This is a genomic window from Sorangium sp. So ce327, assembly GCF_051530205.1.
GTDB lineage: Bacteria > Myxococcota_A > Polyangia > Polyangiales > Polyangiaceae > Sorangium > Sorangium cellulosum_B.
The window spans coordinates 142925-158543 of the sequence record NZ_CP150330.1; the positions used below are offsets into that span (position 1 = coordinate 142925).

A 15619-nucleotide genomic window follows, 5' to 3' on the forward strand; every position below is an offset into this window, starting at 1 on the left:
CTGCGCGCTACCGCCTCTGGGCCAGGAAGCCGGCGATGGCGTCGAGCAGCGCCCGCGGCTCGTCAGCGCGTACCCAGTGGCTGCTGCGCTCCAAGATACGTAGATCCGCGCCCGGGATGAGCCGCGCTATCTCCTCCGAGAGATCGGGTGGGCAGATCCAGTCGTGTCGGCCGGCGATGACGAGCGTGGGCACGTCGATCTCGGGGAGGCGCGGCGTGAAATCGAATCTCCGCATGAACCCCTCCAGGCCGACGTTCCACGCGTCGACGCTGTAGATGGTGCGCGCGCGGGCCTCGGCCGCCTTGTGTGGATCGAAGGTGGTCGAGTAGAGCGGCCCCAGGATCTGGAGGAGGTCGGCGAACCGCTCGTCGCTCTCGATCTGGCCGGCCCAGAGGCGCTCGCACGCCGCTCTCTGCTGCTCCGTGCCGCGCTCCGCGACGATCCGCTTCGCCCGGTCGATGAGGCGATGGCTGGCCGCCGTGGCCACCAGGATGAGATGGGAGATGTTCCGCTGGTATTCGAGCGCATAGGCCATGGCCACCATGCCGCCATAGGAGGTGCCCATCACCACGATACGATCGAGGCCGAGGTGCAGGCGCAGCGCCTCCATGTCCTCGACATTGTTCTCGAGGGTATACGTTTCCTTTGGCGCGCGCGCGGAGCGGCCCTGTCCGCGATGATCGAAGTAGACGAGCTGCGCCTGGTCGGCGAGCGGCGTCATCCCGCCCTTGTGCGAGGAGTGATCTGCGCCAGGTCCGCCATGTACGACGAACATCACCGGCTTTTCGCGCATCCGCGGGCCGTCGGGGACGAGGCCCATGCCCTCGACGTCGAAGTAGAGCTCGGTGTCTCGGATCCTGGCGCGCACCGCGTCAGGGTATCCGATCGCGGGGCGCGCTGGCGCGGGCGTGGGGTGCGTAAGGAGTAGCAGCGGAGGCGCAGCTTGTTGCCGGGGCAGCAGGGGTCGCCGGGGCGCTGTCGCGGCCGGTCGCGGTCAGGCGACGCCGTGTCGGGCCAGCCAGTCGAGCTGGCGCTGCCAGGCGTCGGCGGCGGCTTCCGGCCGGTAGCTCGGCCGGTAGTCGGCGTAAAAGGCGTGAGGGACGTCAGGGTAGACCCGGATCTCGGAGTGCGCGGCGCCGGGCGCGCTGGCGGTCTCGGAGGCGGTACGGAGCGCCTCCTGCAGCGCGGTCACCGTCGGGAGGCGGGACCGACCCGACCCAGGTTGAGGTTCGAGATTCCGACCCGACCCAGGTTGAGGTTCGTTCGGTGGTTCCGATCCGACCGAGGTTGAGATTCGAGGTGCTGACCCAGGTTGAGGTTCCGGAGGTTCCGACCCGACCCAGGTTGAGGTGCCCGACCCAGGTTGAGGTGCCCGACCCAGGTTGAGGTGCCCGACCCAGGTTGAGGTGCCCGACCCAGGTTGAGGTGCCCGACCCAGGTTGAGGTGCCCGAGGTGCCCGACCCAGGTTGAGGTGCCCGAGGTGCCCGACCCAGGTTGAGGTGCCAGAGGTGCCAGCGACGGAGCCGCAGCTACCCTGCAGCGCGCACACCCTCGCCCGCCACGGCCTGCGGCCGCCATTGCCCGACGTTGCCGGTGCGCTCGGCGAAGAACTCCCGCGTGCGCCGCCACGAGAGCTGCGCCGCGTCGGCGTGGTACGCCGGCCGCGTCTCGTTGAAGAACCCGTGGCGCGTCCCAGGGTACACGAACGAGATCAGCTCCCGCCCCGCAGCCCTGAACGCCTCCCCCACCGCTGGCGCCCTCGGGGTGATCGCCGGATCCTCCTCCGCATAATGCACCTGCAGCGGAAACCGCACGTTCTTCACCTGCTCGAGGGCCGGCGCCTGCCCATAGAACACCGCGCCAGCCGCGAGCGCCACGCCTGCGACCGCGAGCTGCCCCACGAGCCCTCCGCCCAGCGAGAACCCGACGGCGGCGACGCCCCCCGGCCGCACGTCCGACCTGCCGGCGAGGTGCGCCGCCGCCGCCCTCGCGTCGGGCAGGTACGTCGACGTGTCGCGGCTACCGAACCAGGCGAACACCTTCTTCAGCCGCTCCTGTTCGTTCGCCGGCAACCGGCCGACCACCTCGTCGCGGTCGGCCGCGCGGAGCAGGCTCACCCCCCGGGCCACCTCCGCCTCGGTGAAGGTCCGGTGCGTCGCGTCGTGCGAATACAGGTTCGGCGCAAACGCGAGGTACCCTTCCTGCGCGAAGCGCCTTGCCAGCTCGATCGTATGGACCGTGAGCCCCAGCCCCTCGTGGAGGATCAGCACCGCCGGCGCCGGCGAGCGCCCGCCCGACGCCGGGCGGACCTGCACCGCCTCCACCGGCCCGTGGGGCCCCTCGAACGACGTCCTCTCGACGCCTGCGCTCGCGGCGCTCATGCCTGCACCTCCGCCTCGGGCGCCTTGTCCTTGCGGGCGGGTTTTACCTTGCTCGGAGGTCGCTTCCCGAACGGCTCCCCGGCCACGATCTCGGAGCGGACCCCGTCGACCCCCACCGGGATGTCTCCGGTCAGCGTCACCCGGTAGAGGACGCGCTCGACGTCGAGGTGCCCGAGGTCCTGCGGCCCCAGGTGCGCCGTGGCCCGGTTGTCCCAGAACGCAATGCTGCCCGGCTCCCACCGGAACCGCACCGTGTACGCCGGGCGGCTGATCTGCTCGAAAAGGAGGTCGAGGATCGCGCTGCTCTCGCGCGGCGACAGCCCGACGATGTGGCTGGTGAAGCCCGGGCTGACGAACAGCGCCCGCTCGCCGGTCTCGGGGTGGACGCGCACCACCGGGTGGATCGAGATCAGCGGGTTCTCGCGCACCTTGCGCAGGTACGGGCTGTCCTGGTCCTGCGGCGCGAACCGCAGCCCGAAGCGGTGCTCCGCGCGCAGGCCATCGACGAGCGCGCGCAGCGGCGCGGACAGCCCTTCGTAGGCTGCCACGAGGTTCGTCCAGGTCGTGTCGCCGCCGTAGGGCGGCAGGATGTGCGCCCTCAGGATCGACGCCGCCGGCGGGTTCACGGCCGCGGTGACGTCGGTATGCCAGCGGTTCTCGTAGCTGAAGCGCCTGCCGTAGCGGCGATCGTAGCGGCGGCTGTCGATGGCGAGGATCTCCGGGTGCTCGTCGAACGGCTCGTCCTCGTGCGGATGGGCGTAGGTCACCTCGCCGAAGCGCGCGGCGAAGGCGATCTGCTCGGCGTGGTCGAGCGGCTGGTTCCGGAAGAAGACGACCTTCCACTTCAGCAGCGCCGCGCGGATGGCCGCCACGGCCTCGTCGGGCAGCGGCTTCGAGATGTCGGCGCCGTGGATCTCGGCGCCGATGTGCCCTGCGAGCGGCTTCACCTGGATGGCTTGATCGGATGCTCTCTGGCTCATGGGTCTCCTCCGCGTGGTCCCCCCGCCACGTCCTTCGTGACGGTCGGTATGCGGGCGCCGTGCCAGGGAGCGAGCGGCGCCGTGCGCGTGGGGACACACGAGGCGGGGCGAGCGTGCGGAGGTTCGTTTGGAGGGGACCGAGGTGGCCGGGGCATCGTGACGTCGCCGCCCGCGGCGAGCGCGTCGAACACCTTCGTCCTCTTCGCGAGTTCGCCGAAGTGCAAGCTTACCTCGGTGTTGCTCCCCTTCGCGGCCGGCGTGCCGGGCATCGTGTCGCTGACCAGGATGACGCCAGGACCGATGTGCAGCGTGGCGTGGATCCTCCGGTCCTTGCTCTCGGGAGATGCGTTGTCGCCCGGCACATCGCCGAAGCGCATCACGCCCTCTCACTTCGCCCCGAGCGCGCTCTCGTAGAGCTTGATGGCCCTCTCGGCGGCTCCGTCGAACATCAGACAGGGATCCAGGCGCTTGAACGACATGGGGGTGCTCCGTGCGGCCCAGGAGCGAGCGGCGTCGCTCCGGGAGCGATCTCGATGCGTCGACTCTTTGAGGAGCTCCAGGACCTCCGTCGTCGCGGAGATGACGGGGCTGACGAGCGGGAGGGGCGTCCCGGAGGCGTCAGTCCACTGCCGCCGTCACGATCCACGCGGCGCTTGCCATGCGCACGCCTCCGGGGCCGTCGTGCGGAGCGACCGCCTCGCGCACGGCGGCCCGCACGCGGTCGACGACCTCCGGCGTGGGGCTCGCCTCGCGCAGCGCCGCGGCCGACGGGCCCATCTGCAGGAGGAAGTCCACGGTCTCATCGAGCGACCTCCCGCCCGCCACGAGGAGCTCCCGATCGAGCGGCTCGTGATGGATCCGGACGAACCCCGCGCGCGACAGGATCTCCCGGACGCGCGCGGCGTCGGCGAACGCGAACGGGCCTGGCGCGTGCGGCTCGGCCTGCGGCATGGGGATGTGCCGGGCCGTCGCCATGGCCGGCACGTGCAACCAGGGGTTCTCCTGGAGCGGCCGCCAGCAGACGAACGCGAGCCGCGCGCCGCCCCGCAGCGCCCGCCGGAGGTTCGCGAAGGCCGCCTCGGGCTCGGTGAAGAACATGACGCCGAAGCGCGAGTAGAGGACATCGAACAGCCCGGGCAGCGCCGCGGTCTGCGCGTCCGCGTTCTCGAAGGCCACGCGCGCGGCGCCTGCCGCCCGCGCGTCCTCGCGCGCCCTCTCCAGCATCGGCGCGGAGATGTCGACGCCGAGCACGGAGCCGCCCGCGCCGACGCGCCGGGCAAGCTCGAGCGTGGTGTCGCCGAGCCCGCAGCCGACGTCGAGGACGCGCTCGCCCGCGGCGATCCCCGCGCGATCCATGGCGACGACGCCCAGCGGCCGGGTCGACGCCGAGATGGCATCGCCGAGGGCCACCCATTTCGGTCCGGCGACCTCGTTCCAGTAACGGATCTGCTCGGCGTTCGGTCCGGCAACCTCGATCATCGTTCGAGCTCCTTTCGATTTTCGGCTGGGTACGCACGACCCGCTCGTGCAAACGGCGCGACGTCATTCGCTTCCCTGCGGCGCCACCACGATCTCCGTCCGCAGCCGGACGCCGCGCGCGCCCTCGGCGGTGCCCCTGAGGGGCGCGACGTCATCGTAGTCGCGTCCGTAGCCCAGCACGATGTGCCCGGGCGCGCCCAGGCGCCCGAGCGTCGGATCGAGGTCGTGCCAGCCGCCCGACGGCAACCACACCGACGCCCACGCGTGCGAGGCGCGCGCCGGCGCCGAGGCGGAGCCGGCCACGTAGCCGCTCGCATAACGCGCCGCGAGGCCCATCGATCGCAAGCACGCCACGGCGAGGTGCGCGAAGTCCTGGCAGACGCCGCGCCGGAGCTCGCAGAAGACGGCGATGCCGGTGTCCGCGGCGGTGACGCCCGGGGTAAAGGTGAAATCCCGTCGGATCTGGTCGACCAGCCCCTCCAGCGCGCCGCCGAGCGGGAGGCCTTCCCGGAAGCACCCCCGCGCGTAGTCCGCCATCGCGCCGCTCCGCGGCGCGCGCGCCGTGCCCTCCACGAGCGCGCGCAGCGCCGGGTCCTCCGCCGCGGCGGCCGCCGTGCGCGCCGCCACCGCCCGCCAGTCGTCCCCGAGATCGCCGGCGCCGCCCGCCGCCTCCTCGCAGAGGCGCACAACGCTGAGGGCCGTGACGTCGATCGCGCCGTAGCTCCCGCAGATCTCTATCCGCGCGCAGAGGTTGCCGAAGGCGTCCTCCTCGACCCGCCTCGAGCGCGGCAAGGGCCGCACCACGAGCTGGTGAAACTCGACCGCTTGATGCGGCAGCACGCGCGGGGTGAGGTGCGCCTCCAGCCGGCACGCGACCACGCCCTCGGCCCCGAGCTCGTACCGGCTGCGGTGAACCACGCGGTAACGACGCGCTGCCACGTGGACCCCCTCCGCCAGCCGCGCGGCCCCTCAGCCGCCCACCATCACCTTCGCCTGCGACGGCGCGACCTGCACGCCCATGGGCATGTTCGGGCTCTTTCCGTTCTGCGCCACCGCGCACGCGTGGAACACGACCGGATTGCCCTCGGCCTTCACCTTCGCCGAGAAGCTGCGGAACATCGCCTCGCCCTTGATCTTGCCGCTCACGACGCCGCCGGCAGCGCCCGCCTCGTCGCCGGTCGACATCGGGATCTCGCTCTGCTTCGTGAGCACCGGCTTGCCCTCCACCAGCACCTTCAGGGCGCAGGTGCTCGGGAGCGCCTGGTTGCACATCGCCACGTTCGGGTACGGCAGCGGCACCGGCGGACCAGGCGGCGCAGGGGTCTTGCACGTGTCCGGCATGGCCTGGCAGATCCCCGCCTGCGTCGTGGTCACAGGGAACATCGCCGCGCCCTCCTAACCCAGGTTGATCCGCTGGCCATCGATGCTCACGTCCTCGCGCGCGTCCACCGATACCTCGCGCCCGCGCAGCTCGATCACGTCCTCGACCAGCGCGCGCACCCGCCCGGCGCGGAGCTGGTGCAGCTCGCGCACCTCCTGGAAGAGATCCCCCGCCCGCGCGATCACCCGCCCGGCGATCGACTCGATCTTGCCCACGGTGGTGTGCGCCCGCTCCAGCACCGCGGTGAGCGCCCGCCCCTCATAGCGCGCCTCGGCGATGCGCACGTCGCCCCGCTCGGCGACGGCGGCGAGCGCCTCTCCGGTCACGGTGACGCGCCCGGGCGCGACCTGCACCGTCGCCCCGCGCTCGCCGGCGCGCGCGCTCAGGGTCGCGCCGCTCCGGCTCGCGATCGCGACCTCGCCGGCCGCCCAGCAGCGGATGGCGCCGCCCGCCACGAGATCGATGTCGCCCCCGGGCGCCGCGAGCGAGAGGCCGCCCGCCGCGACGAGGCTGCCCCGACCGGTCTCCGCGTCGTACTCGAAGAGCAGCCGGCCGGCCCGGTCGTGCACCGCGACGACCTCGTGGCCGTCGCGCTCGACGATCGACGCCGAGGCGCCTGCGCGCGCCACGATGCGCAGCGGGCGCTCCTCTGACGGAGCGCACGGCGCGCGCGGCGCGGCGTCGAGGAGCCCCTCGGGGCGCGCGTCGGAGGGCGGGGGCTCGACGGGGAGAGCAGGGAGGGCAGCGGTGGGCATGGCGGTGGTCCTCGGGTCGTGGCTTCGCGGCCGTCGTCGGCCGTTCATAACAGCGTGGGCGGGCGCCAGTCCTCGGCGCGGGCACGATCCGGATCGGTCCCGCGGGCGCCCTCGCGCTTCGCGCCGTCCCAGCGCGCGTGCGCGGTGGCCGCCCGGTGCAGGTTCACGCCGCGGCAATCGGCGCCCGACAGATCGGCGCCCGACAGGTCGGCGTGCGACAGATCCGCGCCGACGAGCGAGGCGCCCTCGAGCCGCGCGCCGCTCAGATCCGCCTTGCGCGCCATCGCCTCGTCGAGCCGCGCGCCGCCGAGATCGGCGCGCGCGAGCGCGGCGCCGTCAAGGCACGCCCGGGAGAGATCCGCGCCCGCGAGCCGCGCGCCCCGGAGGCTGGCGCCGGTCAGGTTCGCGACCCCGAGGCGCGCCGAGACGAGCGAGGCGCCGCCCAGCTCGGCGCCGGCCAGGCTCGCTTGCGCCAGATCGGCCCCGTCGAGCCGCGCGTCCCGGAGGTCCGCGCGCGACAGGTCGCAGTCGCGGAGCACCGCGCCCGAGAGATCCATCCCGCCGAGCTTCGCCTCGACGAGCGAGCTCTTCGCGAGCCGCGCGCCGGCGAGCCGCACGCCCCGGAGATCGAGCCCGAGCAGCGAGGTCCCCTCGAGCGAGGCCCCCCCGAAATCCGCGCCGGAGAGGGCGGCGCCGGCGAGCTGCGCGCGCTTCAGCGTGGCGCCGTGCAGGCGCGCGCCGGACAGGTTCGCGCCGCGGAGGCGCCCGCCCGCGATGCGCGCCTCGGAGAGATCGGCGCCGGCGAGGTCGGCGTCCGAGAGATCGACGCCGGTGAGCTCGGCCCGGGCGAGGCGGGCGCCCGGGAGGCGCGCACGGCGCAGATCCGCGCCGTCGAGCGCGGCGTCCTGGAGCGACGCCTCGGCGAGATCGGCGCCTGTGAGCTCGGTCCCGCGCAGCGTGGCGGCCGCGAGCAGCGCGCCGCGCAGGCGGGCGCCGCGCAGGCGCGCGCCCGAGAGATCGCAGCCCGACAGGTTGGCGCCGGTGAGGTCGGCCCCCTCGAGGCCGGCGCCGTCGAGCCGGGCGCCGTCGAGGTTCGCGCGCTCGAGCACGGCGCCCTCGAGGTCGGCCCCGCTCAGCGTGGCGCCGGCGAGGCGCGCGCCGCGCAGCGAGGCGCCTCGCAGCGAGGCGCCGCCGAGCGCCGCGGACGGGAGCTGCGCGCCGTCGAGATCGGCCGCGTCGAGCTTGCAGCCGCGCAGGTCGAAGCCGGACAGGTCCGCGCCGGCGAGGTTCGCGCCCGTGAGGTCGCCGCCGGCGAGGTCGCGCGGGAGCGCCGCGCCGCGGAGGTCCTGGTTCGGAACGCGGAGCCCGCGGACGAGGCGCGCGCGCGACAGGTCGAGCGCGCCGAGCGCGACGCCGATGAGCGTCACGGCGGCGAGCTCGGCGTCGATGAAGCTCGCGCCCGCGAGCGCGCAGCGGTCGAGCTCGACCTCGCGGAGCGTCGCGCCGTCGAGGCGCGCGCCGTCGAGGGCGCACTCCGCGAGCGCGGCGCCGGTCAGCGTCGCGGCCGAGAGATCGGCGCCGGCGAGGTCCACGCCCTCGAGGCGCGCGCCCGACAGATCGGCCCCGCGGAGCGACGCGCCGGCGAGCGACGTGGCCCCGGCGGCATACCCCGCGTACCCGGCGGCGCGCAGCGCCTCGAGGGACTCGGCGCCGAGGTCGCGATCGGCCTCGAGCGGCAGCGCCGCGGCCGCGGCGTCGCGGGTGAGCCGCGCGTGGCGCGCGAGCACCGCGCGCTCGAGGCGCGCGCCCGACAGATCGGCCCCGCGGAGCGTGACGGCCAGGAAGACGGCGCCGGCGAGCCGCGCGCCGGCGAGCCGCGCGTCGCTCAGGTCGACGCCGTTGAAGAGCACGCCCGAGAGATCGCGGCCCGCGAGGTCGACGCCGCGCAGGTCGAGGCCAACGATCATCGGCGGATCGAGCGGTCCGGCGTCGAGGCGCGCGAGGAGATCGTCCTTGTCCCGCGCGAAGCCCGCGGAGGTGGCGGCGGCGCCGGTCACGTCGCGCCTCGATCGCTCGTGAGCAGCGTGGACGCGAGCTGCGCGTCCTCCAGGTCGGCGCCCTCGAGCCGCGCCTGCCACAGGGCGGCCTCGTACAGCCCGGCGCCGCGCAGGTCGGCGCCGCGCAGGTCGGCGGCCTCGAGGCGAGCCCCGTGCAGGTTCGCCCGCTCGAGGCGGGCGCCGCCGAGCCGCGCCCGCGTCAGGTCGGCGCCCGCCAGGTCGGCGCCGCGCAGGTCGGCGCCGCCGAGCTCGGCCCGGCCGAGATCCGCGCGGCGCAGGCTCGACAGCGCGAGGTCCGCGCCCGTGAGGTCGGCGTGCATCCAGCGCGAGCCGTCGGCGCGGGCGCCGCGCGCCTGGGCGCGCGGCAGGCGGGTGTGCTCCGAGGCGCGCAGCCCGCGCAGGTCGGCGCCGCGCAGGTCGACCGCCTCGCCGTGCGCCCCCTCGAGGCTCGCGCCCTCGAGCGCCGCGCCGCCGAAGGACGCGCGGTCGAGCGCCGCGCGCGCGAGGCGGGCGCCGGCGAGCTGCGCGCCGTCGAGCCGCGCCCCGGTGAGGTCGGCCTCGAGGAACGAGGCGCCGGCCGCGGCCGCGCCGGTCAGGATGGCCCCGCGCAGCGCCGCGCGGTCGAGGCGCGCCTTGCCGAGCGCCGCGCCGGTCAGGTCGGCGCCCGCGAGGTCGGCGCCGGAGAGGTCGGCGTCGTTCAGCCTGGCCGCCGGGAGCCACGCGCCCGCCATCCTGGCGCGGGCGAGCGTCGCGCCGTCGAGGTCGGCCCCGGCGAGGCGGGCGCCGGTCAGGTCGGCGCCGACGAGCAGCGCGCGCGCGAGGCTCGCCTCGCTGAGGTCGAGCCCCGACAGGTCGAGCCCCGAGAGATCGGCGCCCGCCATGCTCTCGCGGATCGACAGGCAGAGCTCCACGCGCTCGCGCGTCCACGGCGCCGCGCGCTCCGTGGCTGCCCGGTCCCGCGCCTCGTCCTCGCGGTCCAGCGCGTCGAGCTGCGCCGGGTCGTGCCCCCCGGCCTCGAGCGCCTTCCTCATCTGCTCGCGGCTCTTCCGCTGGATCTCGTCGAGCTGCGCCGGGTCCCCGCCGAGCTTGCCCAGCCACGCCTCGAGCTCCGCGCCGGGCGGGCGCGGGCCATCGACCGACGCGCCGAGCGAGGCCACGAGCGCCGCGGGGGCGCCGCCCCGCTCGAGCGTCGCGCGGATCTGCGCGAGGAGCTCGGCGTCGTCGACGCCGGCCAGGGGAGACGCTCCGTCGTTGTCGTTGCCGGGCGGCGTCGCCGCGGCCGGCGCCTCCGCCGCGGCAGGGCGCGCCTCCAGCAGCGCGAGCGCGAGCCGCTCGCGGTAGCGCGCCGCCGCGACGCGGCCCTCGCCGAGCGGCTCGCTCTCGAGGAGCACGTGCCGCACCTCGGGGTGGTCCTCGGCGGAGACGGGCGCATGGCCGCGCCACACGAGGATGAGCGCCTCGGCTTCCATGTCGACCCGGACCGTGTCGAGGTGCAGCTGCACCTCGCGGAAGCGCTCCGCGCCGCCCGCGCGCTCGTCGAGGAAGCAGCGCATCCGGACGCCGGGGAGCCGCGCGCGGTACTCGCGCCGCGCGCGGTGCAGGTTGTGGCAGACGATGTCCTCGTCGCCGCGCGGGTACTCGACCTGGAGCGCCGGCACGGCCGCGTTGAAGTGGCTCCAGTCGAAATCGTCGGGGAAGAAGGGCCAGCGCTGCTTCAGCCAGCGCTCGTCGTAGGTGCCGAGCTTGCTCGCGCGCAGCGCCCAGGCGGCGGCGAGCGGCCCGAAGCCCGCGGGCGGCGGCCGCGCCGCGGGCGAGTCGACCGGCGCGCGCGGATCCTCGATGTTCGGCAGCGGCCGTCGCCGGAGATCGCGCTCGCCCGGGTCGAACACGCCGCGCCCAACCGGGTTGGCCGCGAAGCCCGGGCCCCCGAAGGCGCGGTCGAAGCCGAGCGGCATCTCGACGAACGGCTGCGGGTCGGTGCGCTTGCCGGCGACCGGGTCGGTCCAGTACCGGTCGCCGGTCACCTGCAGCGCGAGCGACGCCTTGCCGACGGCGAAGCTCACCGGCAGGGAGCTGACGGGCCGGCGGCCGGGCGCGTGGGCCTTGCCGGTCAGCAGGAGATCCGCCTTCGGCTTGAAGGGGGCGAAGTCGGACGCCTGGAGAAGCGCCCCGCGCGGATCGTCGCCCTCGTGCACGTCGCCGAGCGGCGGCTCCGGGGCGTCGGCGGGGATCGCCGGCTCGCCGGGCACGAGGCGGTAGGTGCCCTTCGCGATCAGGCACAGGGCCCATTGCGGGGGCCGGATCTGCCAGGCTACCGCGGCGAACGTGGTGGGGGTGTGGTTGATGATCTTCATGGCAGCTCTCGACGCGGCCAGGCCGCGAGCCCGCGCGCCCGCCGGGCGGGCTCCTCCTAGAGCGCGTGGAAGTTGGCGCCCTGGATGAGGGCTCCCGCGGCGTCGATCTGGACCTGGTGGCCGCCGAACCTCAGGACGGAGGACGCGGCTGTGCTGCTCAGCTCCAGCTTGGCGGTCCCGGTTCCGGCGATCACGCTCGTCGCGTCGATCCTGAGGCTGCTGGGACCGCAGGCGAGCTCGATCGCGGCGGGCTCGATCTTGATGTACGCGCCGGCCGGCCCGCCGCAGCGCAGCAGGAGCTGGGTCGGCTCGATGATCAGCTCGGCGTCGTTCAGCGGGCTCGCGTGGGCGAGCTTGTGGACAAGGTACGTTCCGACGAGCGCCCCGAGCGTCGCGATGCCCCACGTCGCGCCCGTGAGCCCGCTGCCCTTCTCGAGATCGTCCTTGCCCGCGGAGGCGCCGAGCGGGCCCGCCACCGCGCCCAGGGCGCCCGCGACCACGGCGGCTGCCCACGGCTTCGCGGCCTCGACCGTCGGGGCGTCGGTGCTCCGCACGCGCAGGTGCACCTTGGAGCGCGCCTTGATGTCTTGCTCGTCGGCCGTGGTGAGCTTCTTCGTGCTGCCGAACTCGAGCACCGGGCCGTACGCGATGTTGCAGCTCATCCCGGCCGTGATCCCCGTGCTGAGCCCGAGGAAGACGTTGCCGTTCACGCCCGCCGCGAGGCTGTAGTTCCCGCCGAGGCTCGCCCCGAAGTTGACGCCGGTGAAGAAATTCGAGTTGTCGCCGTACGTGAGGTTGACCGTCGAGACGTGGCTGCGCGTCGTCTTCCGCCAGCCCTGCCAGTCCTTGCTGAACGTCATCGAGTAGAAGTCCACGTCGAAGATGCCGAGCGTCCGGTTCGGGATGACGAGCCGGTAGTTCCCCAGGACGACGTCGGTGCGGTTGCCCGTGGTGACCGACTGGTAGTCCCCCTGGGTCACGACCGTGCGGTTGCCGTCCGTGTGATCGTAGACCCCGTCGCTCGCCGCCCAGCCGAAGTGCGCCGCTTTCCCCTTGTCGCTTTCGTCCGAGCTCGTGTCGTAGCCGTTGTCGAGGCTCGACCACGTCCAGCCGCTGTCGCCGAACCCCGCGGTCGGATCGAGCCGCGCGGACTCGGTGAACGTGCCGGCCGACGCGGTCGCCCGCTCGCCGTAGCGCAGGTAGCTGTACTTCCCGTCGCTGTGGGGGACCGCGATGCGGATCCAGTCCTCCGCGCTGCTCGCGGTGGTCGTCATGTCGTCCTGGCCGAGCTGCTGCTCCGTCGGCAGCGCGCCCTCGGCGCCGGCGCGCGTCGCGGGCCCGCCGCGCGCGCGCCCGAAGCCGCCTCCCATCTCGACCATCGCCCCGTTCGGCATCCGGATGCGGCCGCGCCCCTCGTCGGCGCTCGTGACCACGCGGCTCTTCGCGTTGGGCACGACGCCGGTGATCACCGGCCGCTCGGGGTCTCCGCCGACGCCGGTCCACAGCACCTCGGCGCCCTTGCGCAACGTGAAGTGCATGCCCTCGTCGGCCCCGCCGTAGGGCGTCGCCAGGCGCATCGGCACCGAGCCCTGCGCCTCGGCCGCGCCGCTCAGATCGAACGGCATCACCACGCGGTAGCGCCCCTCGGCGTCGACCGCGGCGACGCCCTCCGGGCCGCGCGCGTCGACGTGGGCGACCATCGCGCCCTCGAGGCGCGGCCTCGGCGTGGCGCGCGGCGGGCGGTAGCGCGTCGAGGCCGGGATGGCCTCGAACTCGCAAGCATAGCGCGGCCCGTCGCCCGCCCCGGCGCGGTGCACGGCGCGCGTCACCAGGTAATCGCGGTTCCAGTCGGCCCGGAAATGGCCGGAGAGCCCGAGGCGCTCGCCCGCGGCGAGCGGCGCGCCGATCGCGCCGTCGTACACGGTCGCGCGGCAGCGCAGCTCCTCGGCGCGCACGGCGGCGATCGCGGCGCCCTCCTCGGGCGCCGCGAACGAGCCGCCCTCGTCGACGAGCAGCCCGAAGCCGCGCGCGTCGACCTCGGCCTCGGCCTCCAGCGGCACCTCGGGCGTGCGCTCGTTGTAGTCGAGCAGCACGAGCGCGCGCGGCGACATCCGGCGCCGGCAGCGCAGCGCGCGCACCCCTCCGGCCTCCCCCATCGCGGCCTCGACCGCGCCCCGGAAGCCGTCCGGGTGGTCGCAGAGGACGAGCCGCTCCGCCCCCCCGCGCGGCTCGATGAAGTAGCTGACGCCCGCCTGCTCCAGCTGCCGCGACACGAAGTCGAGCGCGCTCTCCTGGTACTGCACGGCGTGCTCGCGCGGCGGATACGCCCGCTCGAGCCGCCGCTCCACCTCGATCCCGAGGCCGCTCCCGGCGATCACCGCCTCCACCAGGTCCGGCACGCTGAGCCGCTGGTAGATGCGCGTCTGCCGCGCGAGGCCGAGCAGGGCGAGGCGCGGCACGAGCACGACCCGGTAGGCGTACTGATCGCCGCCGAGCGCGCCGCCCTGCTCCACCTCGGCCACGACCCCCGGGACCGTGCGGCCGGCGAGATCGAGCTCCCCGGCCGCGCCGACGAGGTCGTCGAGCGGCAGCGCGGGATCGGGCGACGCGAGATCGATCTCGAAGCGGTACGGGCGCGACAGCGCCTCCTCGCCGCGGAGCCCCAGCACCGTGAACGCCCCGGCCGGGGCGGCCTCGGAGCGGAAGTGGATCCCGACCGTCGTGGGCTTCGTCATCGCTTCTCCGAGATCTCGAGCATGGCGCCGGACGCCGTGGTGATGCGGCTCTGGTTGGCGTTGCGGGCCGTCACGGGCGACGGCGCGAGCGGGTTGAACATGGCCCCGAGGATCACCGGGCGATCCGGGTCGCCGTTGGCGAACGCCACGAGGACCTCGGTGCCCGGGCGCAGCGGGAAGTGCATCCCGTGGCCCACGCCGCTGAAGGGCTGCGCCATCCGGACCGGGCGCGAGGCCTTCTGCTCGCCCGGCTCCGCCGTGTCGAAGTGGAGCTGGACCGTGTAGCGCCCCTCGGCGTCGAGCTGAGCGACGCCGTTCGTCTTTCCCCCGTGCCCCGGCTGCACGATCCCCGTCACGACGCCGGAGATGCGCGGCCTCGGCGTCCGGCGCGGCGGCCGGTAGGCGACGCGCGCCGGGATGGCGCGGAATGCGTTCCTGTACAACGGGCTCTGCTCGCCGGCGTCCTTGAACGCGGGGAACCTCGCCTCGTGCTCCACCTCGACGAGGAGCAGCTCCTCGGGCTCCGGGAAGCGCGGGTGCTCGATCAGGGTCACGCGCCGCCCGGCGGACAGCGCCGCGCGGCTGGCCTTGCCCTCGTACACGCGCTGCCGCGACAGCCGCTCGTCCGCCCGGATCTGCGCCAGCTTCCCGGCCTCCTCGGGCGTCTTGACGTGGCTGCCGTACTCGACAACGCCGCCGCCGTCGCCCGAGCCCAGGCTGGCGTAGGCCGTCAGGTCGAGCTGCGGTGCGCGGTAGTTGTAGTCCTGCACGACGTAGCTGGTGGGCACCAGGTCGGTCGTCACCTCGAGGGCGAAGATGCCCGAGGCCTCCCCGCGAGCGCGGAAGGGCACCGTCTCCGCGCCCGAGGCGGGGCGGAAGCCGGACGGGTGGTCGGTGAAGACCATCCTGTCGCGGCCGCCCTCGTGCTCGAAGAAGAAGCTGATGCCGACGTGCTCGGCCAGGCGGCTGATGAACGCGAGATCGCTCTCGCCGTACTGCACGACGAACTCGCGCTCGGGATAGCTCTCGAGCAGCCGCAGCTCGACGTCCTCGGAGCCCAGGCCGTGCCGCTCGAGCTTGCTCCGGAGGATGTCGGGAATGCTGCGGTCCAGGTAGATCTCCTGCGTCTCGACGAGGGTGAGCCGGAACGCGCGCGGCACGAGGCGCAGGCGGCAGGTGGCCCGCTCGGCCAGCGGCTCCAGGCGGTCCCGGATCGGGCCGAGCATGCCCGAGACGCGGCGGATCTCCTCACCGTCGGCCTCGAAGACCAGGCTGATCTCGGCGCCGGGCGCGGCGTCGGCCGGGAGCTCGCGGCCCTCGTCGATCACGACGTCGAGGTCGAACGAGAAGAGCTGCGAGATCGCCTCTCGCCCGGAGAGCTCGCGGACCTGCACGTGGTCCCACGGCCCTCGCGCTGACTCGATGCGAACGCTCAACGTCCCGGAGGCTTCCTTCATCGCTCGTTCTCCGATTCCGCTGCGGCCTTCCCTGGGGCA

12 protein-coding genes and 1 pseudogene are annotated in these 15619 nt (G+C 74.4%); all 13 read right to left on the minus strand.

The genetic code is table 11. The annotated features are described in order from the left end of the window. Positions 1–7 precede the first annotated feature (7 nt). The 13 genes and pseudogenes from WME95_RS00565 to WME95_RS00625 all read right to left on the minus strand — a co-directional run bounded on the left by WME95_RS00565 (position 8) and on the right by WME95_RS00625 (position 15580). Complete coding sequence (locus WME95_RS00565; protein ID WP_437906449.1) at positions 8–868, minus strand: alpha/beta fold hydrolase; 861 nt, start codon at positions 866–868, stop codon at positions 8–10. Positions 869–994: 126 nt separating this feature from the next. Continuing rightward, positions 995–1201 (minus strand): annotated as a pseudogene (locus tag WME95_RS00570) (dienelactone hydrolase family protein); the annotation flags it as partial. Positions 1202–1530: 329 nt separating this feature from the next. Next, on the minus strand, positions 1531–2382 hold the full coding sequence (locus WME95_RS00575) for a dienelactone hydrolase family protein (RefSeq protein WP_437906450.1): 852 nt from the start codon (positions 2380–2382) through the stop codon (positions 1531–1533). Beyond that, positions 2379–3362 (minus strand): TauD/TfdA dioxygenase family protein, encoded by a 984-nt coding sequence (locus WME95_RS00580; protein WP_437906451.1) that lies wholly within the window; start codon positions 3360–3362, stop codon positions 2379–2381. Before WME95_RS00580 ends, WME95_RS00575 begins: the two co-directional genes overlap by 4 nt. Next, positions 3359–3739, minus strand: a complete 381-nt coding sequence (locus WME95_RS00585; protein WP_437906452.1) for a VOC family protein — start codon at positions 3737–3739, stop codon at positions 3359–3361. Before WME95_RS00585 ends, WME95_RS00580 begins: the two co-directional genes overlap by 4 nt. 241 nt (positions 3740–3980) lie before the next feature. Continuing rightward, positions 3981–4841, minus strand: coding sequence for a class I SAM-dependent methyltransferase (locus WME95_RS00590; protein ID WP_437548575.1), 861 nt, complete (start codon positions 4839–4841; stop codon positions 3981–3983). 63 nt (positions 4842–4904) lie between these two features. Then, positions 4905–5780, minus strand: a complete 876-nt coding sequence (locus WME95_RS00595) for a transglutaminase family protein (RefSeq protein WP_437906453.1) — start codon at positions 5778–5780, stop codon at positions 4905–4907. 30 nt (positions 5781–5810) lie between these two features. After that, positions 5811–6224, minus strand: a complete 414-nt coding sequence (locus WME95_RS00600; RefSeq protein WP_437297167.1) for a DUF4150 domain-containing protein — start codon at positions 6222–6224, stop codon at positions 5811–5813. Positions 6225–6236: 12 nt separating this feature from the next. Beyond that, the gene (locus WME95_RS00605; protein ID WP_437906454.1) at positions 6237–6977 is read right to left on the minus strand and encodes a DUF3540 domain-containing protein; all 741 of its coding nucleotides are present in this window, start codon (positions 6975–6977) and stop codon (positions 6237–6239) included. 44 nt (positions 6978–7021) lie between these two features. Beyond that, on the minus strand, positions 7022–9034 hold the full coding sequence (locus tag WME95_RS00610; protein ID WP_437906455.1) for a pentapeptide repeat-containing protein: 2013 nt from the start codon (positions 9032–9034) through the stop codon (positions 7022–7024). Further along, entirely contained in the window at positions 9031–11388 is a 2358-nt protein-coding gene (locus WME95_RS00615) for a DUF2169 domain-containing protein (RefSeq protein WP_437906456.1), read from the minus strand. The genes WME95_RS00610 and WME95_RS00615 overlap by 4 nt, the downstream gene beginning before the upstream one ends. Positions 11389–11444: 56 nt before the next feature. Next, positions 11445–14123: a type VI secretion system Vgr family protein gene (locus tag WME95_RS00620; RefSeq protein ID WP_437906457.1), complete on the minus strand. Its 2679-nt coding sequence runs from the start codon at positions 14121–14123 to the stop codon at positions 11445–11447. Then, positions 14120–15580 carry a type VI secretion system Vgr family protein gene (locus tag WME95_RS00625; protein WP_437906458.1) on the minus strand — a complete coding sequence of 487 codons (1461 nt, stop codon included), beginning with the start codon at positions 15578–15580 and terminating at the stop codon, positions 14120–14122. The genes WME95_RS00620 and WME95_RS00625 overlap by 4 nt, the downstream gene beginning before the upstream one ends. Positions 15581–15619: the final 39 nt, after the last annotated feature.